22 protein-coding genes and 2 tRNA genes are annotated in these 18,958 nt (G+C 56.6%); 12 read left to right on the forward strand and 12 right to left on the reverse strand.

All coding sequences use genetic code 11. The features are described from left to right. Window positions 1-178: 178 nt before the first annotated feature. Window positions 179-253 (reverse strand) — tRNA-Pro (locus PSR63_RS04510). 187 nt (window positions 254-440) lie between these two features. Then, complete coding sequence (locus PSR63_RS04515; RefSeq protein ID WP_274331110.1) at window positions 441-1,199, reverse strand: 2-phosphosulfolactate phosphatase; 759 nt, start codon at window positions 1,197-1,199, stop codon at window positions 441-443. Window positions 1,200-1,305: 106 nt separating this feature from the next. Here PSR63_RS04515 and PSR63_RS04520 point away from each other — a divergent pair, with 106 nt between their 5' ends. After that, the gene (locus PSR63_RS04520) at window positions 1,306-1,713 is read left to right on the forward strand and encodes an NINE protein (RefSeq protein ID WP_274331112.1); all 408 of its coding nucleotides are present in this window, start codon (window positions 1,306-1,308) and stop codon (window positions 1,711-1,713) included. 75 nt (window positions 1,714-1,788) lie between these two features. On the opposite strand, the gene PSR63_RS04525 is transcribed toward PSR63_RS04520, so the two are convergent. After that, window positions 1,789-2,721, reverse strand: coding sequence for a cupin-like domain-containing protein (locus tag PSR63_RS04525; RefSeq protein ID WP_274331114.1), 933 nt, complete (start codon window positions 2,719-2,721; stop codon window positions 1,789-1,791). 315 nt (window positions 2,722-3,036) lie between these two features. Here PSR63_RS04525 and PSR63_RS04530 point away from each other — a divergent pair, with 315 nt between their 5' ends. The 3 genes from PSR63_RS04530 (at window position 3,037) to PSR63_RS04540 (ending at window position 6,269) form a co-directional block, all read left to right on the forward strand. Continuing rightward, window positions 3,037-3,642, forward strand: a complete 606-nt coding sequence (locus PSR63_RS04530; protein WP_274331115.1) for a superoxide dismutase — start codon at window positions 3,037-3,039, stop codon at window positions 3,640-3,642. A gap of 430 nt (window positions 3,643-4,072) precedes the next feature. Further along, a complete protein-coding gene (locus PSR63_RS04535; protein ID WP_274331117.1) occupies window positions 4,073-5,053 on the forward strand; it encodes a hypothetical protein in 981 nt (326 codons plus the stop codon). Between the two features lie 490 nt (window positions 5,054-5,543). Further along, window positions 5,544-6,269: a hypothetical protein gene (locus tag PSR63_RS04540; protein WP_274331118.1), complete on the forward strand. Its 726-nt coding sequence runs from the start codon at window positions 5,544-5,546 to the stop codon at window positions 6,267-6,269. Window positions 6,270-6,299: 30 nt separating this feature from the next. Here the strand turns inward: PSR63_RS04540 and PSR63_RS04545 are convergent, their stop codons facing one another. The 4 genes from PSR63_RS04545 to PSR63_RS04560 form a co-directional block, all read right to left on the reverse strand. Then, window positions 6,300-6,968: a transposase gene (locus PSR63_RS04545; protein WP_274326708.1), complete on the reverse strand. Its 669-nt coding sequence runs from the start codon at window positions 6,966-6,968 to the stop codon at window positions 6,300-6,302. A 37-nt stretch (window positions 6,969-7,005) separates the two neighbouring features. After that, window positions 7,006-7,176: a hypothetical protein gene (locus tag PSR63_RS04550; RefSeq protein WP_274326707.1), complete on the reverse strand. Its 171-nt coding sequence runs from the start codon at window positions 7,174-7,176 to the stop codon at window positions 7,006-7,008. Window positions 7,177-7,534: 358 nt separating this feature from the next. Beyond that, window positions 7,535-7,762 (reverse strand): hypothetical protein, encoded by a 228-nt coding sequence (locus tag PSR63_RS04555; RefSeq protein ID WP_274331120.1) that lies wholly within the window; start codon window positions 7,760-7,762, stop codon window positions 7,535-7,537. A 268-nt stretch (window positions 7,763-8,030) separates the two neighbouring features. Beyond that, complete coding sequence (locus PSR63_RS04560) at window positions 8,031-8,357, reverse strand: DUF6793 family protein (RefSeq protein ID WP_274331122.1); 327 nt, start codon at window positions 8,355-8,357, stop codon at window positions 8,031-8,033. Window positions 8,358-8,765: 408 nt separating this feature from the next. On the opposite strand from PSR63_RS04560, the gene PSR63_RS04565 reads away from it, so the two are divergent. Continuing rightward, a complete protein-coding gene (locus PSR63_RS04565) occupies window positions 8,766-9,704 on the forward strand; it encodes a tetratricopeptide repeat protein (protein ID WP_274331123.1) in 939 nt (312 codons plus the stop codon). A 16-nt stretch (window positions 9,705-9,720) separates the two neighbouring features. On the opposite strand, the gene PSR63_RS04570 is transcribed toward PSR63_RS04565, so the two are convergent. Next, the gene (locus tag PSR63_RS04570; RefSeq protein ID WP_274331125.1) at window positions 9,721-10,746 is read right to left on the reverse strand and encodes a GGDEF domain-containing protein; all 1,026 of its coding nucleotides are present in this window, start codon (window positions 10,744-10,746) and stop codon (window positions 9,721-9,723) included. 74 nt (window positions 10,747-10,820) lie between these two features. Further along, complete coding sequence (locus PSR63_RS04575; RefSeq protein WP_274331127.1) at window positions 10,821-10,967, reverse strand: hypothetical protein; 147 nt, start codon at window positions 10,965-10,967, stop codon at window positions 10,821-10,823. Window positions 10,968-11,231: 264 nt separating this feature from the next. Between PSR63_RS04575 and PSR63_RS04580 the strand changes: the two genes are divergently transcribed. From PSR63_RS04580 to PSR63_RS04610, 7 genes are all read left to right on the forward strand, one after another. After that, a tRNA-Asp gene (locus PSR63_RS04580) sits at window positions 11,232-11,305 on the forward strand. A 428-nt stretch (window positions 11,306-11,733) separates the two neighbouring features. Next, window positions 11,734-12,024 carry a hypothetical protein gene (locus PSR63_RS04585; RefSeq protein ID WP_274331128.1) on the forward strand — a complete coding sequence of 97 codons (291 nt, stop codon included), beginning with the start codon at window positions 11,734-11,736 and terminating at the stop codon, window positions 12,022-12,024. 155 nt (window positions 12,025-12,179) lie between these two features. Next, a complete protein-coding gene (locus tag PSR63_RS04590; RefSeq protein ID WP_274331130.1) occupies window positions 12,180-12,755 on the forward strand; it encodes a tRNA-(ms[2]io[6]A)-hydroxylase in 576 nt (191 codons plus the stop codon). A 140-nt stretch (window positions 12,756-12,895) separates the two neighbouring features. Then, window positions 12,896-13,606, forward strand: a complete 711-nt coding sequence (gene mtnB / locus PSR63_RS04595) for a methylthioribulose 1-phosphate dehydratase (RefSeq protein WP_274331132.1) — start codon at window positions 12,896-12,898, stop codon at window positions 13,604-13,606. Between the two features lie 79 nt (window positions 13,607-13,685). Continuing rightward, window positions 13,686-14,267 carry a 1,2-dihydroxy-3-keto-5-methylthiopentene dioxygenase gene (locus tag PSR63_RS04600; RefSeq protein ID WP_274331134.1) on the forward strand — a complete coding sequence of 194 codons (582 nt, stop codon included), beginning with the start codon at window positions 13,686-13,688 and terminating at the stop codon, window positions 14,265-14,267. Then, window positions 14,267-14,998, forward strand: a complete 732-nt coding sequence (mtnC, locus tag PSR63_RS04605; RefSeq protein WP_274331136.1) for an acireductone synthase — start codon at window positions 14,267-14,269, stop codon at window positions 14,996-14,998. Before PSR63_RS04600 ends, mtnC begins: the two co-directional genes overlap by 1 nt. A 218-nt stretch (window positions 14,999-15,216) precedes the next feature. Continuing rightward, window positions 15,217-16,290 (forward strand): hypothetical protein, encoded by a 1,074-nt coding sequence (locus tag PSR63_RS04610; RefSeq protein WP_274331138.1) that lies wholly within the window; start codon window positions 15,217-15,219, stop codon window positions 16,288-16,290. Here PSR63_RS04610 and PSR63_RS04615 read toward each other — a convergent pair. The 3 genes from PSR63_RS04615 to PSR63_RS04625 all read right to left on the reverse strand — a co-directional run bounded on the left by PSR63_RS04615 (window position 16,287) and on the right by PSR63_RS04625 (window position 18,840). Then, window positions 16,287-17,585 carry a GspE/PulE family protein gene (locus PSR63_RS04615; RefSeq protein WP_274331139.1) on the reverse strand — a complete coding sequence of 433 codons (1,299 nt, stop codon included), beginning with the start codon at window positions 17,583-17,585 and terminating at the stop codon, window positions 16,287-16,289. The genes PSR63_RS04610 and PSR63_RS04615 overlap by 4 nt on opposite strands. Then, the gene (locus PSR63_RS04620; protein ID WP_274331141.1) at window positions 17,566-17,925 is read right to left on the reverse strand and encodes an STAS domain-containing protein; all 360 of its coding nucleotides are present in this window, start codon (window positions 17,923-17,925) and stop codon (window positions 17,566-17,568) included. Before PSR63_RS04620 ends, PSR63_RS04615 begins: the two co-directional genes overlap by 20 nt. A gap of 138 nt (window positions 17,926-18,063) precedes the next feature. After that, a complete protein-coding gene (locus tag PSR63_RS04625; RefSeq protein WP_274331142.1) occupies window positions 18,064-18,840 on the reverse strand; it encodes an SDR family NAD(P)-dependent oxidoreductase in 777 nt (258 codons plus the stop codon). Window positions 18,841-18,958 lie beyond the last annotated feature (118 nt).

Here is an 18,958-nt window from a genome sequence, read left to right on the forward strand (position 1 = left end):
GCTGGGTGGCACTGCCAGGAATCCAATCGGTTCCATTTCCTATCGTGTGCCACTGCTGCCCTCAGCAGTGCTGATACCGGAACCGCGTTCCCAGGGATCACAATGCTCACGAGATTTGAGCAAACCACCCCATAAAAAAAGCCTTTCGTAAACCAACGTTACGAAAGGCTTAGGCAAGTCGGGGTAACAGGATTCGAACCTGCGACCTTTTGACCCCCAGTCAAACGCGCTAACCAGGCTGCGCTATACCCCGAGTTTTGATCCCTGCGGCGGTGCCTGTGGGGACACCGGTCGTTGGCTTCGGTTCGCATTAGCGGTGGCCGAGACCTTCAAGGGAAACTACCAATATGCCAACTCTGGCCCCGGGAAACAAGGCCTGATAGGGCACACCCAGCCGGGCTTATGGCTACTTTGGCTGACAAATGGGCCGGAATATCGCTCTAGGGGGTCGAATTCCGAGAATCGCGAATTTCCCAGCTCTGCGGATTCAGCTTCGGGACGACGTTGAACTTGTCGAGCGTCGCGGCGATATCGATGTCGTTTTCCTGGCCTAGCCGCAGGACGTTGCGGCCGCCGCGGCTTTGCTTCAGGCGGTCGGCCAGCGAGGTCGCGGTCAGGCCGGTCTTCGCCTCGAGCCAGGCATCGGCAGCGATCTGGGCCTGGTCGTTCAGTTCGATCGGCTGGGTTGCGTCTGCGGAAAGATGATCGACGATCGCACCGGCCAGCAGGACGTCTTCGCGGGTGATCTCCCCTTCGGTGCCGGCACAGACAACGAAGATCTGCTCGCAGTCGGCCAGTTGATTGCAGAGGGCTGTCAGGTTCACGAAGGCGGCGATGAAGATTTCCTGGGCCGAGCGACAGGCCTGCATCGCCTTGGTGCCGTTGGTGGTCGTGAAAAGAATTTTCTTGCCGCGGACGGTGCTCTCGGGGTACTCTGCCGGAGAGTTCCCCAGGTCGAAGCCGTCGATCTTTTGGCCGCCTCGTTCGCCCCCCAGCAACGCGGAAGGAGTTTTGGCTCCCTCCTCTTTCGCTTGGTCAACACTTAACAAAGGGACGACACAATCGGCGTGGTGGGCGATCGCATGCGTGATGGTGGTGGTGGCTCGCAAAACGTCGATCACGACGGCCACGCCCCCAGAAAGATCCGTTTCGCCCAGCAATGCTGGCAGCAGAAAGACATCGATTCGCTTCGTTTTCAAGGTTTCCTCCAGGAGACTTGCCAATTTTCCTTCGGCCGCAGCGAATCTAGTATTAGTGTAACGACACACCACGAATGAATTATGACCTGAAAGGGTTCACTGAGGAATGACGGAGAACAACAACACTCACTCGATCGTTGTTGGCTATATTGCCTGGGCTTTTGGCGTGTTCGGCGCCCATCGCTTCTACTACGGCAAGCCTGTGAGCGGCGTGATCTGGATGCTGACACTGGGCGTGCTGTTTGTCGGCTGGATTGTCGACCTGTTTTTGATTCCCTCGATGGATGCCGAATGCAATGCGCGGTTCAAGGCCGGTCCGGTCGATTACACCGTCGCGTGGCTGCTGACGGTGTTCCTGGGTTACCTGGGCATCCACCGGTTCTACATGGGCAAATGGGTTACCGGCATCATCTGGCTGCTGACGGCTGGCGTGTTTGGTATCGGCTGGATCTACGACTGCCTGACGATTAACCAACAGGTCGATGAGATCAACCGCGAACTGACCGTGGCTTAGTCCACCAAGAAAGAAAGCCGGCGAGAAGCGTGTGCTACTCGCCGGCGATCGATATTCTTTAAGCCTTGCTGAAACCTACTTCGCCAGCTCTTGAATCTTGGCGGGGCTGCTTGGGTCGAGCTCGAACGTCACCGGGTAGTGGTAACCGTCTGCCTTTTCCGGGAACAGCTTCTGCCAGGCACGCACGATCGAATAAGCGGCAACCTTCGCGCGGTAGCCAAGTCCTTCCGTCTCTTGCGAAAGTGTCTGGTAGCCAAACTTGTGTCGCAGGAAACGATTCGCGCGGAACAGCTTGATACGGCGGCGAGCCTTCGGCGTGAGGTGCTCGGTCGTCAGCGAAACGTTCAGCCCTTCCAGGTTACTCACGCGATGCGGCGTGTTCTGCGGCCAGGTAATCATCTGCCCAGGCTGCAGGTCGACGACCATCGCTTCCTTGTCAAACTCCGGCTTGTAGTCGAGTTCTTCATTGCACACGCCGCAGATGACGTCTTCGACCTTCTTCTGTGTGACGTAGCGCTCGTTGCGCGGTGGATAGGCGAACACACGCTTGACGCCCCGCAGGTGCCATAGCATGTTGCACGGAATGTCCAGGTGATAGTAAACCAGTGCACTTGGCGAACTGACCAGCAGGTTGGCTGAACGCTCGAGCGCGTAGAAGCCAGGCGCCTTCGCTTCGACTTCGTTGTAGATGTTGTTGATCAGCTGACGGAAGTCGTCGTGGTGCTGGGCCATGTTACGGACGTTCAGCCACAAGCGGCCGGCCTTGGTGGCTTCCAATAGCTGCTCGCCAGAAAGCTTCGAGGCATCCCCTTCTTGCCACTGGTTCGACTTCTCGTCGGTCCCCATCGTGTGGACATTCAAGTAGTCACGCGGATGAGTGTCCAGAATGCGGACAAGTTGTTCGTCACTGAACAGGCCGCTTTCCAGCAGATTGTGCTGGACCGTCAGCGGGGTTTCTTCCAACTGCTGATTCGTAAAGGTGCAGTCGACCAGGTTTGTTGCGACCATAATCGGGGGCTCTCGCGCGATACGTTTGAAAAAGTGCGTGTTATCCGCCTGTTTATGAAGTCTAGGTGCTGCCCAGGCGGCAAGTCCCCCACGCCTATCCTCTTTCCCCAATCCACCACAAACGGTGGCTGGCCTGATTGATTTATTCGGTTTAACCGTTACCAATGGAATAAGCGTCCCTTGCGCGGCTGATTGTCACCATGCGGGGGATGCGTTATTCTGTCGGCAAGTCAGACGGTTCCTACCGAGCCGACTATCTGACGGTCGCATTCGCCCGTAACGACACCACATGAAATAAGTTGAGGATCCCAACTAATGGCTTACACACTTCCCGATCTGCCGTACGCGTACGATGCCCTGGAACCACACATCGATGCCCGCACGATGGAAATCCATCACACCAAGCATCACGCTGCTTACATTGCCAAGGTGAACGCTGCGATCGAAGGCACCGACCTGGAAGCCAAGTCGATTGAGGACCTCGTCACCGATATCAACTCGGTTCCCGAGAACATCCGCGGTGCCGTCCGCAACAATGGTGGTGGTCACGCCAACCACTCCCTCTTCTGGACCATCATGAAGCCAGGCGGTGGCAGCCCCTCGGGCGACCTGGCCGCTGCGATCGACAGCGAACTGGGTGGCTTCGACAAGTTCAAGGAAGACTTCAGCACCGCGGCCGCTACCCGCTTCGGTTCCGGTTGGGCCTGGCTGGTCGTCTCGGGCGGTAAGCTCGAAGTGATGAGCACCCCGAACCAGGACTCGCCGCTGATGGAAGGCAAGACCCCGATCCTGGGTCTGGACGTCTGGGAACACGCTTACTACCTGAACTACCAGAACAAGCGTCCCGACTACATCGCCGCGTTCTTCAACGTGATCAACTGGGATGAAGTTGCTTCCCGTTACGCCGCTGCCAAGGGTTAATTAACGAGTTACCTGGCATCCAACCCTCGTCCTTGGCTTTGCGAAGGGACGCGGCGTTGATAGCATCGCAATCAATGAAGGCCTGATTCCTCAGTGAATCAGGCCTTTTTTTATGGGTGAGAGCTATTTCTGCGAGGGAATGACATTGACCTCACTCACGCGCGAAACTACGATCCGCCACGATTTCCTCGGGCCGGCGTCAAACTGGGTCGGGTTTTCTGAAAATTCGTATCGGAATGGCTGAAGGCTTTTTGCGCAACTTCCGATCTCAATCTAATGGTAGGGTATCTGGGATATCCACCGAAGCATTCCCCATGAATGCAAACCGGTGATATCACCGGCACCAAAATTGAAACATAACCGAATGAGTTGGCACGCGAAAAAGGATTTTTCGCTAACCTTCTCGTGCACATCCGAAGGCAGGGACGCCATGCGAATGCACACCAAACATTGGTCGCTACTGTTCGCCGTAGCCGTTACCGTCACTTCCGTCGCTTCGACGGGGTGCAAGTCGATGCCCGGCTATAACTACATGGCCAGTTGGGGTGCTCCTCAAAAAGCATCGGCGGGTGCTTCGGAAGCTCCGAAGTACGCTGCGGCTCCTTCTTCAACTTCGACTCCTGTACCATCCAGCGCTCAGTTGGCTGGTCGTCAGTCGGTCACACCAAACTACTTAGCTGGGGCTACCCCATCGGCCAGCCCTTACGCTTACCAGCAGCAGCACGCTGCTCAAACCGCTCAGGCAACGCCGACCTCCACGGGATCGATGCAGCCACAACGCGGTTTCTATGCTGCGTCGCCTGGCGGAACGACTGCTCCAACCGCTGGTGCAACTCCGCAAGCTGGTTACGGTGCTTACAACCCAACTGCTCAGGGTGGTAGCTACGGTACTTCGCCGGCAGCCTACACGGCCAACGCCAACACCACCTCGACCTACAGTGGCACGGCTCCAGCCGGTTACTCGGCTCCGCCAGCTTCGTACACGCAACAGCAGCCAAGCGGTTCGCAGTACGGTGGTTCGTCGTACACCGGTGGCACGACTCCAAGCACGACCACCTACCCAAGCACGACCAGCCCAAGTGGTTCGGCCTATCCTTCGACGTCGACTCCAACGGGTAGCTATCCGTCGACCTCGACGCCACAGTCGAGCTACCCTTCGACCAGCAACTACCAGTCGAACACGTCGTATCCTTCGACCAGCAGCTACTCGAGCACCGCGGCTCCAAACCCAAATGATTACCAGGCCATGAGCAGCCCGGCTTATCAAACGGCTTCGACCGCTGGTACCGACTCGCACTACCGCCCAGGCGGAACGGCCGACTACAGCGGAAGCACGACCACCAGTGGCACGACTTCCCGTTACGGTAGCACCGAAACGAGCTACCCAACCACGTCGACCTACACTCGCTAATCGCGAGCCAGATCGAACAACAACCGCTAGGGGGAGCATGCTGGTTTGCTCCCCCTATTTTTATGCGCGGTCCGTAGCACGCCGCCTCTTCCCGCAACAACAACATATCTTGTCCCCTCGCCCCTTCGGGGAGAGGGCTAGGGTGAGGGGCGAAGCTGGTACTCGCTCTTGAATTCTGAAAGAGAAGACCAACCGCAGATAAGTAGGGCCCGCGTGTCGCGTGTCGCGAAGCGGGTACCAGGGTGCCGACCCGCGACACGCGGTCCCTACAGAAATCTTCCAGGCGCACTATCCTACTGAAGCGTCCTGCCTGTAAATTACACGTACATCCATCGAAGCACTCTCGCTTCCCCTGTTGCCAATCCCAACCTCGGTGTGCCACTGTCCTCTGGCCAGTGCTCTTACAGCCAATCGGGATGGCTCACCATGTTCTCACTTCGCACTGCCGAGGGCGGCAGTGGCACACGATTCATCAACACACAGAAGCATCATGTCCCATCACCACGCAGCACAACCGGAAAAACACGGAGCTGGCTCAAAAGGCCATGCTCCGCAGGTTGCCGTGCGCGATGGGAACCGGCTGCTGTGTCCCTGCTGCGGGGAAGTGTTGCTGGTCCTGCCGGAGAAACCTGCTTCCTACGGTGCCAGCTGCCAGGCCGTCGCTATCGATCCGGAGATCGCGGCACACGAGTTCCCCGCCGACCCGCCTCCGCCGATTCCTAATCGGCGAACCACCAGGCTTCGGCCGGAGTCGCTCGATCCGCGAGAACCACGCGAGAGAGACGAAGCCACGCGGGCTCGCGAACGCGAACTTTATCGCTCCAAGCGGCCGTTACGAGAACCGCTCACCTATGAGGCTGCCCGACTGTTCGCGTACACGTTCTATCGCCTGCAGGCCCTCAATCGGCAACTGCACCGCGAGATCTGCGAGAAGCAGGAAGAGATCGACCAGTTGCAGCGGGAACTGGATGGCCTGAAGGAAACGTCTTCGCCCGAAGAAGGTTCGCCCAGCAAGACACTGCAGAAGGTGGTTGCTCATCGAGAGACCAAGCAGGCCATCACGCCACGGCGACGAGAACGCGTTCGCCACGCGCTTCAAAGACACGCCCAAGCAGACTTGGGCGTGGCACCCGGACGAGTTCACGAAGCGAGCATGAGCATCGCGGTCGAGAAGACAAAGGAAACGAGTGAAGCCCATGAACGCGGGCCGCCTTAAAGAATCCTGTCCCCTCTCCCTCGCACAACATTATTCACCAGCTAGCGGTGGAGGATGAAGGTTGAGGAGCATGTACATGGCATGGATCAGAAGTTTGGCTTGAACCCACTCGCGGACGCGGTGTATTCGTCGAGCCCAGTTGGGTAGTGGTTCGAGGCCTCCGGCGTGATTGCCAAGCCAGGCGAATCTTCGTTCGACCTGGTTCCGGAACCGTATTAGGGCGCGACCGAACTCCTGCTCTAGTAGGGCGAAACAGCGAATTCGTCCTGGGCTGTGGCGGCAATGCCCCAAGCCTTTTCCTGGTCGCAGTTTTTCGGCCACCAGTTGATAACCGGCTTCCATCGCCGCGTCGTGGAGCTGGTTGCTGTCGTATCCACGATCAGCCACTAGATAGCCTCCGCCTCTCCCTAGGATCGGGAGAAGCCGAACTGCAACCGGCGTTTCGGCCACGTTGAGCGGTTCGACATCCCAGGCCAGCGGCATGCTGCTCGAGCCGTAGATCGCGTGGACCTTGTAGCCCTTGCCGTAGCCGCGTCGTGCGCGGCCCCAACGGGCATCGGGATCCTTGCTGCAATGACTCACCATTTGCGGCTTGCCATCAACGAGCATGACAAAACCGAAATCGTCCACCGCGATCATGCACCGTTCCATTTGAGCGAGCAGTGCCTGAACTTCCGTGGTTGGCAAGCGTCGGCTCATCGTCGGTTGAGACGGTAATTTCCGAGGCCTGAGATCGTCAGGCCAGTTGCCCGGCTCGCATGCCCAGCAGGTTGGTCGATCGTGAATAACCGCCCACAAGTAGACGCTCACGATCTCCCAATCGAAAAAACTTTGTCATCGCCCACCAGGGATTGGCGTCGCACTGGCGAGCCAATTTGTATAATGCAATCCAGAGTTCACGTTCCATGGCTTGGCTCCCAATTTGGGAATTCGTACACAACTACCTAGCCTAGTACGTGAACTCCTTTTATTGCTAGCTGGTGAATAATGTTGTCGCAGGGAGAGGGCTAGGGTGAGGGTTTCCTGAGCGACCTTGACCCAACATCGCAAGACAAAGCTTCCGCAACGGTCGGAACACAGTTCACGCATGCGCCGCCAACAAGCGAACTGCCCCTCTCCCCATAGGGGCGAGGGGACAGGAGCGCGCGTGCGCATTCACTCCTCGACGGGTGCCACGTCCAAGTCTGCTTGGGCGTGCCATCGTCCGTTGCGCGCGCACCTTGATCGTTGGTGATCGCGGAAGCGAAGTGTCCGAGAAACGGGGCTTAGCGCCCCGTTGGACAGAAATTTTGACTGACGATGCGAGACAACATGCCTTGCACTTTCAGGTTCGTCATCTTCTTTTCGGCGGAAGTCCGGTCGGCGAACGTGCCAACGCGTCTCCAGGCATGTTCCGTCGCATCAAAGACATCGACGAAAACCTGCCTCGCCATTCCCCCCGGGGCGCTCACGGAAATCCATTTTCCCGCCGAGCTTTGTGTGGATTGATTCATGGCTCAATCTCCCAAGAAATTAGAAGCGGTTCTTATTTCATCGAACCATTTCGAGCCGATTGATTACCCAATTTCCAGGTTTTCGGCGGCAAGACAGGAAATTGAGGCCATCTAGCGTATCTGGCCGTCATCGCTCGGCCCCAGATGCCGAGCGAAAGAGAGATTGTTTAAGAGGGTTCGAGGGCGTTTGAGCAGTGAACGCCCTGCGGAAGCGCGAAAATAAGCGGAGAATCCTTGCCATCACTCCGCCGGGGAGGTTGGCCTGTGATTACCAACCCATGACCATGTTGGACTCGATTGCCTTGCGAGCCTGGTTCAGGTCGTTGCCTGTCTCATGCATGTATAAGCGAATCGCATGGACCTTGTCCCCTTCGGCTTTCGAGAGACAGTCGCGCGCTACAATGCAAGGATCCAGAGGACCTGTCGTTAAACCTAGTGCCGATTTAGATATCACCCACGACGTGCGTGGCCTTTTAGAAATGCGAATCACGTCGTCGCCGGGATAGTTGTCGTAGACCTGTCCTTTGGCCTCGTTCTCGTCATCCGCCCAGGTGATGACGATATGAGCGTTTGTTTCCACCTCGAAGAGCGCCATGGAGAATCTCCTTCTTACGAAGACTTTAGGGAAAGCGAGTGAGATAAGAACTGGCCTCATCCTCTTCCGGCCTGCCCTCGCTTTCTCTCCAACGCGCTAGAGTCACTACCACACAATTCGCAAGGAATGCGGTGTTAAAGCCAAGCGGCAAAGCGTCGTAGGAGTAAGAAACATAACGAGGCGACCTAGTAGAATAAAATGAGGTAGTTTCCGGCGAATTTAAATCTTCATCATGCAAGCGTCAACAAAATTTCCGCTGAGAATTCACAGGGGCAATCATGGCCAAAATCGGTAGTGGTTGCCTCTCTGCCGTTGTTCTCTGAGGCGGCCCATTTCTGGTAGAATGAAAGCAATCGTTGAGGAAGAAACGAATACCTATTTTCTTTCCGCAAAATCTTATGGATCCCCATGTCTGAGTCGAATTCGACCGAATCCCAGTCCAGCCCTGCCCCTTCGCCGAGCCCTTCGCCGAGCCCTTCGCAAGTGCCGCCACCGGGCCGTCCTCCCTTTGTTCCCGTGTTGATCGCGGTCATGGTACTTTCCGCCGTCTACGTGGGTTACTCATTCTTCACGCCGCAATCGATCGCTCAGTGGAAATGGGCAGCTGCGGTCGATGCATTAGAAAACGACAACATCGATCAGGCCAAGCAACTGGCCGAAGAGGCGCTGGAGTGGGACCCTGAAAATGCGGAACTGCGATTGCATATCGCTGAAATGCATTATCGTCAGGACGAAACGACCGAAGCCCGAATGCAGATCGAAGAAGCGATCGCCCTGGGCAAAGACAATCCGTTGGTGCTCACCCAGGCAGGCTTCCTGCTGTCGCGCATGGGGCAACATGACGGTGCCATGATGCTCGCCGATCGCCTGGTCGATATCGCTGAGAAAGAGCAGACGATTCATCTGCACGAAGCACTCAATCGACGGGCCTACTCCATTGCGATGGCCGCCGCCGACGAGGCTGCCACGGCTGAGCAGATTGCCAACGGGATGAAGGACATCGACTTGGCGATCGAGTACTACGGCGATGACGCATCGTACGTCGACACGCGCGGCTACCTGAAGGTCTTCGATGGTGACTTAGAAGGAGCGGTCAAAGATCTGGACGCGGCGATCAAGTTCTACGAGAACACCCGCACGGAACTGCTTGCCCAACTGACACCAGAACAAATCGAGAACATGCCCAGCGGGGTGTCGTTCGTGGACAACCAACTGAAGCAGGTTTTGGCGGTGCTCTATTCGCATCGAGCGACCGCTTACGAGAAGCTTGGCAACGAAGACGAAGCCAAGCAAGATACCGATCTGGCAGAAGCCTACGGGCTCGATCGCCAGCGAGGCGTTTGGTAATTCAACTCGGGCCGAACTAAACGATTTCGGCCTGATGCTGTTCGCGAGACCCGTTCTTGTCGCTTTCGCGTTTTCCGAGCGTCTTCTCCAAGGATCGGACCTCTTCCAACAGCAACTCGGCGTCTTCGTGCGGCAGGTTGGCATCGGACTTGTCGGAAGTCGGATGTGCCTGCACGCTGTCGCCGGTATGGCAGTAGATGCAATTACGACCTTGCGATTTGGCACGATACAGGGCCGCATCAGCACGGGCCAGTAGCGTCTGCGATTCATCGGTTTCGCTGGCCTGAGCAACACCGCCGCTGACAGTCACCTTCAACTTTTGTTCGACCGCTTCGCGAACACGTTCGGCGAAGATCAACGCTCCGGCCAGATCGGTCGACGGCATCAAGATGACGAACTCTTCGCCACCGTAGCGAGTCACGACGTCGGTCTCGCGAACGCATGTGTCGATCAGGTTGGCCACTTCCTGCAGAACACGGTCCCCTTCGAGGTGACCATATTCGTCGTTGATTCGTTTAAAGTGATCGACGTCAAAGATACACAGCGAGAAGGTTAACTCGTAGCGATCCTTCATCGCGAACAGGCTTTCCAGGCTGTCGTCGAGCGCGCGTCGGTTGCTGAGCCCGGTCAAAGGATCGGTACGCGACTCGGTGAAGGTCATCAGCAGATTGGCTTGCTGACGGACTTCGTCGTAGGCATTGGCGATTTGAGCCGACAGTCGCATCGTGGGGCTGAGCATCCGCTCGGCTTCTTCGCACAGCGTCTGCCACGACTCGCCGGTTTCGTTTTCCTGGGAACTCATCAAGACGATGCGTTCCTTGAAGTGGGCGATGCTCGATTGGTGCGAGGCCAAGTTGCGACGGACTTCGCGCGAGATTTCCTCGAGCTGCTTAACGATTGCTTTCGCGCGCTTCAGCTCGCGCCGAGCATAGGCTTGCTCGGAGGATACGGGACGATAATTGCGTTTTCCTAGGAAGTATCCGATCAAGGCGATCAACGCCATGGCTACCGGAGTCGGAATTCCTAAAATCCAGTCTTCCATCCTGGCTCTTTCCTACACGCACTAGAAGGTATCGATTGACTGCTTATCTTGTTTGCCTGTACTTCGAGTTTCGCTTAGCCGCGGGTCTTACCGCCGACGCCTTGCATACACAGCACGCCGAATCCCACCACCACCGCAAACGCGATCGTCCATTCCAAAGTGCCCATGCTGACGACGAACGATTCCGTCTCACGAACCACATGAAATACCAAGTCGCGCATTGCCGGTTTTCCGAAACATAAAGGAACAGGACAAATAAGGTTCCACTTTTTAACGCTAGGTCACGGAACAGGGTTATGGCGGGAATTCAAACGAAAATGCCGGGTTCGCGCGAACAGAATCGGTGCGGCCGGGTCTAATAGAAACGACATAACTGGCATTTGTCGCTAAATCGTGACCCCAAGAGAAAATGCGATCAAATTATCGCCAGGGGGGCCTTGAGTTTCAGAGCGATGGGCCTATATTAACGTATCTCAACACGAGTTGGGGCCGTAGCTCAATTGGTTAGAGTACCGGACTGTCGATCCGGTGGTTGCGGGTTCGATCCCCGTCGGCCTCGCTTTTAAGCGAGAAGGCAGCGTTGGAAGTCCAATAGCTGCCTTATTTTATGCGCATCTGGCAACCTCTGGCCTGCTCTCTTTTTTCACTCGAAATCGCCTTCAAAAAGGCCTGAAATCTGAGTGCTCTTTCGATCACGCCTTCCCCTCGGCTGGTGGTCCGCGATAAGACCAGGCTCGGTCGACCGAATCAGTCTCACCGTTCTCTGCTTTGAGACACTTGTTGTCAGCATGACAACGAAACCTCCCGGCTTCCCCTGCCCCTAAATTCGCTGCAAGCACTTATAGCGTCATCACTTAGGAAATTCCTCCTATGAATTGGCATACCCTCTGCTTTTCTTAAGAGGCAGATCACATAGGGGGCCGCAGATGGGAAAAACAGGTTTTCCCCTGCGAGAAGATTGCCGCTTAGTTCAGGAGAAGATGAGTTATGAAGTCGTTATTGATTGCTGCCGTTGTTGCCGTTGGTTTGATGATTGGGGGCGCAGCTTCCACGGCCGAAGCTGGTGGATATGGGCATGGCGGTCATCATGGCCACCACGGTCACTATGATCATCACCACAGCTACCACCATGGCTACCATGGTTATCACGGCTACCAAGGCCACTACTACTCGAATCCGTACCGCTACCGAGCTCCGTACAACTGCTACCCAAGCTACTACCGCAGCAGCGGGTTCTACTACGGTAGCCCAGGTTTCTCGGTTGGCGTCCGCTTCTAAGAGCGACCTCTACGGCAGACAACTGACGTGGCAACGCCCCTTGGCCCTTCCGGCCGAGGGGTTTTTGCTGCGCTGACCTGGCCCCATCACCCCTCGTTCTTCCCTCGAAAGACCACTAAATTGGAATGCAAACGCACACGATGGAAGTTTGACTGATGCTGCATCTGAAATCCGAGACCGGCCAACGCTGGCTCGATCAGGTTGAAAAGAACACCGAAGAGATCCTGATCGATCACGCCCACTGCGAAAAGAAAGCAGCCGGGACGGCCCTGAACCTGATGTTCGCCTATATCGAAGACGAAGAGCTGTGCCGCGAGATGACCTCGATCGTCAACGAGGAACTCGAGCACTTTCATATGGTCCGCGAGATTCTCAAGCAAAGGGGAATCGAGTTTCGCCGCATGAAACCCAGCTCTTACGGCGGCCAGTTGCACGAGTTGATCCGTAGCGGTGAGCCCCAACGGGCCGTCGATCGACTGTTGGTCGCCGGATTGATCGAAGCTCGCAGTTGCGAACGCTTCGGCCAGCTTCGCAAGCATTTGGCAGATGCCCAGTTGCGCGATTTCTACGATAGTTTGTTCGAGTCGGAAGCACGGCACCATGCGGTTTATGTGCGTCTGGCCAAGCATTATGCCCCGGAAAGCGAAGTCATGGCCCGCCTGGATGAGCTGGCCACCGCCGAGGCAGCCATCATTGCCGCCGGAGACGAGAACGCTAGGATGCATAGTTAACAGCCCTGCCGCCGAGCGCGTGGCGAGTTGATGCACCACCCCGATTTGCTACACTCAGACTTTTGGCCTTTGTTCACTAGCGACAACAGTCGGCACTCAACCACCATCAGTGCCCGCCTGCGAAAGAATTCAGACTCCCCATGAGCACCGATACCCAGCCGAAGAGTTCTCCTTCCCACCCTGCCCTCGCTGGCCTCGACAAGCCGGTCCAGGGGCTCCGGGAAACGGGCCAGTATTTCTTCGAGCGCGGCTGGTCTGTCGGCACGAGCAGCAACTACAGCGTTGTCGTCAATCGCAGCCCGCTGCAGCTGCTGGTTACTGCCAGCGGTATGGATAAAGGCAACCTGGGACCGAACGATTTTGTTCGCTGCAACTACGACGGCAACCAGGTCGACGCCGACAACATGCCAACGACCGATCAGCCTCGCTCATCGGCCGAAACGCAACTGCACGTGGTGCTGGCCCGGATGGAAGATGTCGGTTCGGTCCTGCATACGCACTCGGTCTGGGGCACGCTCTTGTCCGATACGTTCGGCGACAATGGCGGCTTCGAGATCGAAGGGTACGAAATGCTCAAAGGCCTGGCCGGTGTGAAGACGCACCAGCACACCGAGCACGTCCCTGTCTTTGAGAACACCCAAGACATCCCCCGGCTCGCAGAACGAGTCGAGAAGCGCGTTCAAGACGAATCGCAGCCACCGATCCACGGCTTCCTGATCCGCAACCATGGCTTGTACACCTGGGGCGAGGACCTCGCTGAAGCTCGACGCCATATCGAGATTTATGAGTTCCTATTCGAGGTCATGGGACGTAAACTAGCCGCACAAGGCAAGCTTTGCCCTGCCACTTAATCCGCACACGCAATCACTTTTCGCACACGTCATCTTGAATTAGTTTCGCCGCAATAAGGCGAAGGGAGAAATCGGCACCATGGCCAGCATTTCCGTACCTGACGAAAACCGAACCATCACCGACCCTCAGGAGATCAGCGACTTCCTGAAGCCGTTTGGCATCTGGTATGAAAAGTGGGACGTCGCCGGCCGCATCGGCGACGAGGCCACCAACGAAGAAATTCTGGAAGCCTACAAGCCAGAGATCGATCGCTTAAAGGAACAAGGCGGATTCGTCACGGCCGACGTCATCAACGTTTCGCCAGAAACGCCGAACCTCGACGCGTTGCTCGAAAAGTTCAACAAAGAGCATACCCATAGCGAAGACGAAGTTCGCTTCACCGTCGAAGGAAGCGGCATCTTTCACATCAACCCGGAAAACGGTCCTGTCTTCGCCGTGCTGGTCGAATCAGGCGACCTGATCAACGTGCCACGCGACACGCAGCACTGGTTCAACCTGTGTAGCGATCGCCACATCCGTTGCATTCGCTTGTTTGAAGATCCTTCCGGTTGGACGCCGCACTACATGGAAGACGGCGTGCACACGAAGTATTCGCCGCTGTGCTGGGGTCCTGACTACCTGGCCAAAGCCGATGACATCGATCCCGTGGTGAAGCTCTAATGGCAGCAGCCTGGAATGTCATTCTGCTGGACATCGAAGGAACGACTTCGAGCGTTTCTTACGTGTTCGATGTCATGTTCCCGTATGTCCTGCGCGAGCTCGACAACTTCCTGAAGTGCGGTTGGAACGAGCCGGAGCTAGGTCCGGTTCTCGATCTGATCGCTCAGGATGCCGGCAGCGAGGACTTCGCCAGTTGGACCGCCGACTGCACCGATGAGTTGCAGCGGCGCGAAAAGGTCGCCACGGAAATTCGCCGCTTGATGGATGGCGATGTGAAAGCGACGGGGCTGAAGGCCTTGCAGGGCCTGATCTGGAAGGATGGCTTCGAACGCGGTGAACTGGTTGCCCAGGTTTACGATGACGTGCCTGAAGCGTTGGAGGCCTGGACCTCGGCAGGCCTGCGCGTCTACATCTACTCGTCCGGCAGCATCAAGGCCCAGAAGCTTTTCTTCGGGCACAGTGAAGCAGGCAACCTGCTCAAGTACTTCTCGGGTCACTTCGATACGACGACCGGTCCCAAAAAGGAAGCCAGCAGCTACAACGCGATCGCTGCCGAAGTGGGCGAAGCCGCCGAGAAGATTCTTTTCATCAGCGATATCGTGGCCGAGCTAGACGCTGCTAAAGAGATCGGCATGGATACTCGTCTGAGCATTCGCCCCGGCAACAAGCCGGTGGAAGACGGCCACGCGCACCAGGCCATTACCAGCTTTGCCCAGGTTTCTATCGGCTAGCGGTGCATCGCCAGCAGGCGGAGAAATCCGCAAATCTTGCCATGTTTTAGCCTCTTATCGCCCAACACTTGCCGACTTCGATGCGTACCGTAGGATGACATCGCTCAAAAACTAATTCGGCAAGCAAGGACGAATAGGAATTTCTTTTTCGCACGGAATGCGACCTGCTGTTAAGCCGCGTAGACCACTATGGACTCGCATTAATAAGGCCAGCAAACATGGTTCGCTTCATCTACATTCTGACTGTCGTGAGCATTCTTGCTACGAGCCCGGCACTTGGCTGGGCAGGCTCGCCAGTTCAGTTTGACGTCGGTTATCTCACGCCAGCCAATGACATCACCACGCCCGAGTTTCAAAACGCACGGCCTGGCTATCGTCTTCTGCAGATGGATTTGATGATCTCGACGATGGTCGACTCACGTGTTTCCGACGACCTGATTGAAACGACCTACTTCGTCGAACTGCACAACCCACGTCTTCATATCGAGGACTTCTCGCCTCAGACCACCCTACAAAGCCCGTATGCCGGCAACATCTCGAAAGAGAATCGCTCTGAGCTCGATATCAACGGCAAGCTGTCTGCGAACGAGCGATTCAATAAGAGCCTGGGCGCCGATGCGACGCTCGGTTTCAATCGAAAACATGCCACTGTCGAAAAGGTCGATATCCTGCCAGAGCTGAAACTGGTCGCTGCCAGCGGAACGATTCATCGCGGCCGCGGTGTTTACTTCCGCTTCAACCGCACGACGCAGACGAGCCTGGAAGGAACGACCATGCTGGGCATTATCCTGGCAGTACCTGAAGGGTGGTCGGCCGATACGATGACGATCCGCTGCCAGGCCAAGATTCGCCAGACCGTCGTGCCAGGTGCTCCCTCGAAGGAGACCGACCTGCCGGAGGCAAAGTACACGGTGGCGACCTATCAGGCCGGCGACCGCTACGCCGCCGAGGTAGCCGAACGCTACATCCAGGAAGAGTCGCGCTGGATTCAGACAAAACGCGAATATGCCGACGAGATTCACGATCGCAAGAAGGAATCACCACTGGATTACCTGACATCGATCGTGCGGCCAAGCAAATCGGTGGGCAACATCGACCGGTGGCTGGCCAATTCCCCTGAAGAGGCATCTCGCGAACTTCCACCTCCGGTAGTCGATGCCTACTACCGCTTCCAGGAAGCCAAGTCACTGATGGACGGCTGCAGCGGTAGCCGCCCACTGGCCACGTCACACTTTACAGACGAGTCACCGAGCCCGAACTCGCCTGTCACGATTGAACTGAGTGACGACTAACCGGTCGATTCCAGATCGAGGTATTCGACTGGGACGTTCTTGAAGACCTCTTCCATGCTGGTTTCGCCGCGGGCGACTTTCAGCATGGCGGCCTTGCGGAACGTGATCATGCCCATCTCTTCGGCTAGTTTCTCCAACTCGTGGGTTGGCTTGCGATTGATGATGGCATCACGCAGCGTCTTGTTCATGGTGACCATCTCGAAGATCGCCGTGCGGCCGTTGTAGCCTTCGTTGTCTGCGGATGGGTCGGGGCCGTAGAAGTAGCTTCCTTGGCCATCTTCCAGGAGCGACTCGATATCGGCAAACGTGTTGCTGTTGGAACCCAGTTCATACTTCACGCGCGTGTCGGTATCGAGAACGCGGACCAGGCGCTGGGCAATGACACCCCGCAGGCAACTGGCTAGGAAGTAAGGATGGATGTCGAAGGACAACATGCTTTGCACGGCACCGGTGGCGACCGGGGCGTGGAGCGTCGCGAAAACGAGGTGACCACTGTTGGCAGCCCGCACGGCGGTGATCGCCGTTTCCTTGTCGCGAATTTCGCCGACCATGATGACATCGGGCTGCTGACGAATGACACCCCGCAAGAGATCGGAAAAGTCGAGACCAACCTTCATGTTGACCTGCGACTGGCGAATGCCTGGCAGCGAGAACTCGATGGGATCTTCCAGCGTGTTGATCTTGCGATTGCCATCGTTGAGATGCTGCAAGCAGGCATACAGCGTGGTCGTCTTACCGGTACCGGTGGGACCGGTGACCAGGATCAAGCCGGACGCCGACTGAAGCATTTCCATCAAGGCGTTGCGGTCGTGACGACCCAGCCCGATCTCGTCGATCGACAGCAAGTTGCTTTCCCGGTCCAACAAGCGGATCGTGAGGTCTTCTCCTTCGCGGGTCGGGATCAGGTTCAAACGCAGGTCGATGACCTTTTCGTCGTCGCGATAAATCCAGCGACCATCCTGTGGTCGGCGACGCTCGGTGATATCGATCCCGGCGAGGGCCTTCACGTAGTTAAGCAGCTGACGACCTTCAGCCGACGGAAGGTTGGTGATCGTTCGCATCCGCCCCCACAATCGCATCGCGATCTGGTACTCAGGCTCGCCGGCGAAAATGAACAGGTCGCTCGCACCAGTCATCGACGAGTGCTCGATCAGAAGCCGCATCTGGGCTTCTGGCTCGAGGTTGCTCATATTGACGTGCGAAAAGTCGATCCCGTGCGAGTGTTCGCGCTTCTGAGAATGATCGGTCTCTTGCGAGTCGTCGATCCCGTTCGAATTATGTTTCTGCGTTGACACCAGCTAGTTTCTCCGCTTCCACGGCGTTGGCCGCGCTATCAAAGACAAGATCCATGCGCATCAGTTTGAAGACATTGGCGACAGCCGGAGGTGCCGAATAACAGATCATTCGCCCCCCCTTCTCCGCGAAACGCTTGTGACAAACCAGCAGCCAACCGATGCCGCTGGAGTCGATCACTTCCGCGTCTTTCAGGTCCAATAGCACCGTTAAAGTGTAGGCATCTGGCCCCAACAGACTCGAAATCGGTTCTTTATCGCGGGGGATGCCATCCTGGCTGACTTTGCCAGTTACGGCGATATGAACGTGGCTATCTTTCGTCGAGATGATCTGTAGATTCATGAGCAAGCCAAGTCGTCGCGTCTCGCATTCGCGAAGCCGCTAATCCATTAAGTGGTCACATCAAGTAGTCATTCGACCCGCTGCGTTCCAGGAAAAGACTTGCCAGATGCCGTTGAGGCAACCAGCAAGCGGAGCAGCTTAATCGAACGTTCGGCAAATAAGTCCGCCATCGGCAAGGATGGTCGTCCCTGTAATGTAGGCACCGGCATCGCTACCTAGCAACAAGGCTGGCCCCACCATGTCAATTGTTTCGCCCCACCGTTTGACGGCGGTCCGCTCGGCGAAACGTTGTTTTTGCTCGTCATTCAACAAGCTCATGGGGAGGTCCGTCGCGATTGGGCCGGGGCAAATACAATTGACGGTAATGCCGTATGGCCCCAATTCTAACGCATGTGCCCTGGCCATCCCAATAAGTGCTGCCTTCGTTCCCGAATACAGCCCTCGCCCAGGATTGGAAGCCATCGCCATCACGCTGGAAAGGTGAATGATTCGCCCCCAGCCTTTTTCCTTCATGCTGGGAACAACATGACGAGCTAAACGCATGCACGCGCTAAAGTTCAGTTCTAACACTTCATCCCAAACTTCGTCGGTAGTTTCCGTTAAGTTTTGAGGTTTGTTTGTCCCGGCATTGTTCACCAAAACGTCGATACCGCCAAACGTTTGCAACACGTCGACGGCCATCGCATCGACCGCCGCGCGGTCTCCCATGTCGCATACGCGGTACTCGACCTGAACGCTCAGCCCCTGGGCGATCTCGTCGGCGGCCGCTTCCAGTTCGTCTTGATGCCGGGCGGTAATGCAGACATTCGCTCCGCATTCGGCGAAAGCTCGCGCGATGGTCTTGCCGATCCCCTTACTTCCCCCGGTGACGAGAACCGTGCGGTCTGTCAGATCAAAGAGGCTTTTTACGGACATGGCAGTTCTCCTGTTTGCCTTCGGCGGAATGAGATGCGTATTTAAAAAAAGGGGCCGCGACCAAGTAGCTTGGTCGTGACCCCTCATCTGTTCTTACTGTTCGCGGAAATCGACTGTG

The organism is Bremerella sp. P1 (assembly GCF_028748185.1).
Classification (GTDB): Bacteria; Planctomycetota; Planctomycetia; order Pirellulales; family Pirellulaceae; genus Bremerella.

Bases quoted from the DNA above. Each gene is read 5' to 3' on its own strand.
- mtnB (WP_274331132.1), top strand. From the start codon at position 12,896: ATGAGCACCGATACCCAGCCGAAGAGTTCTCCTTCCCACCCTGCCCTC.
- PSR63_RS04565 (WP_274331123.1), top strand. From the start codon at position 8,766: ATGTCTGAGTCGAATTCGACCGAATCCCAGTCCAGCCCTGCCCCTTCG.
- PSR63_RS04625 (WP_274331142.1), bottom strand. From the start codon at position 18,840: ATGTCCGTAAAAAGCCTCTTTGATCTGACAGACCGCACGGTTCTCGTC.
- PSR63_RS04545 (WP_274326708.1), bottom strand. From the start codon at position 6,968: ATGAGCCGACGCTTGCCAACCACGGAAGTTCAGGCACTGCTCGCTCAA.
- PSR63_RS04530 (WP_274331115.1), top strand. From the start codon at position 3,037: ATGGCTTACACACTTCCCGATCTGCCGTACGCGTACGATGCCCTGGAA.
- PSR63_RS04585 (WP_274331128.1), top strand. From the start codon at position 11,734: ATGAAGTCGTTATTGATTGCTGCCGTTGTTGCCGTTGGTTTGATGATT.
- PSR63_RS04555 (WP_274331120.1), bottom strand. From the start codon at position 7,762: ATGAATCAATCCACACAAAGCTCGGCGGGAAAATGGATTTCCGTGAGC.
- PSR63_RS04535 (WP_274331117.1), top strand. From the start codon at position 4,073: ATGCGAATGCACACCAAACATTGGTCGCTACTGTTCGCCGTAGCCGTT.
- mtnC (WP_274331136.1), top strand. From the start codon at position 14,267: ATGGCAGCAGCCTGGAATGTCATTCTGCTGGACATCGAAGGAACGACT.
- PSR63_RS04550 (WP_274326707.1), bottom strand. From the start codon at position 7,176: ATGGAACGTGAACTCTGGATTGCATTATACAAATTGGCTCGCCAGTGC.
- PSR63_RS04590 (WP_274331130.1), top strand. From the start codon at position 12,180: ATGCTGCATCTGAAATCCGAGACCGGCCAACGCTGGCTCGATCAGGTT.
- PSR63_RS04620 (WP_274331141.1), bottom strand. From the start codon at position 17,925: ATGAATCTACAGATCATCTCGACGAAAGATAGCCACGTTCATATCGCC.
- PSR63_RS04540 (WP_274331118.1), top strand. From the start codon at position 5,544: ATGTCCCATCACCACGCAGCACAACCGGAAAAACACGGAGCTGGCTCA.
- PSR63_RS04525 (WP_274331114.1), bottom strand. From the start codon at position 2,721: ATGGTCGCAACAAACCTGGTCGACTGCACCTTTACGAATCAGCAGTTG.
- PSR63_RS04575 (WP_274331127.1), bottom strand. From the start codon at position 10,967: ATGCGCGACTTGGTATTTCATGTGGTTCGTGAGACGGAATCGTTCGTC.
- PSR63_RS04600 (WP_274331134.1), top strand. From the start codon at position 13,686: ATGGCCAGCATTTCCGTACCTGACGAAAACCGAACCATCACCGACCCT.
- PSR63_RS04610 (WP_274331138.1), top strand. From the start codon at position 15,217: ATGGTTCGCTTCATCTACATTCTGACTGTCGTGAGCATTCTTGCTACG.
- PSR63_RS04520 (WP_274331112.1), top strand. From the start codon at position 1,306: ATGACGGAGAACAACAACACTCACTCGATCGTTGTTGGCTATATTGCC.
- PSR63_RS04560 (WP_274331122.1), bottom strand. From the start codon at position 8,357: ATGGCGCTCTTCGAGGTGGAAACAAACGCTCATATCGTCATCACCTGG.
- PSR63_RS04570 (WP_274331125.1), bottom strand. From the start codon at position 10,746: ATGGAAGACTGGATTTTAGGAATTCCGACTCCGGTAGCCATGGCGTTG.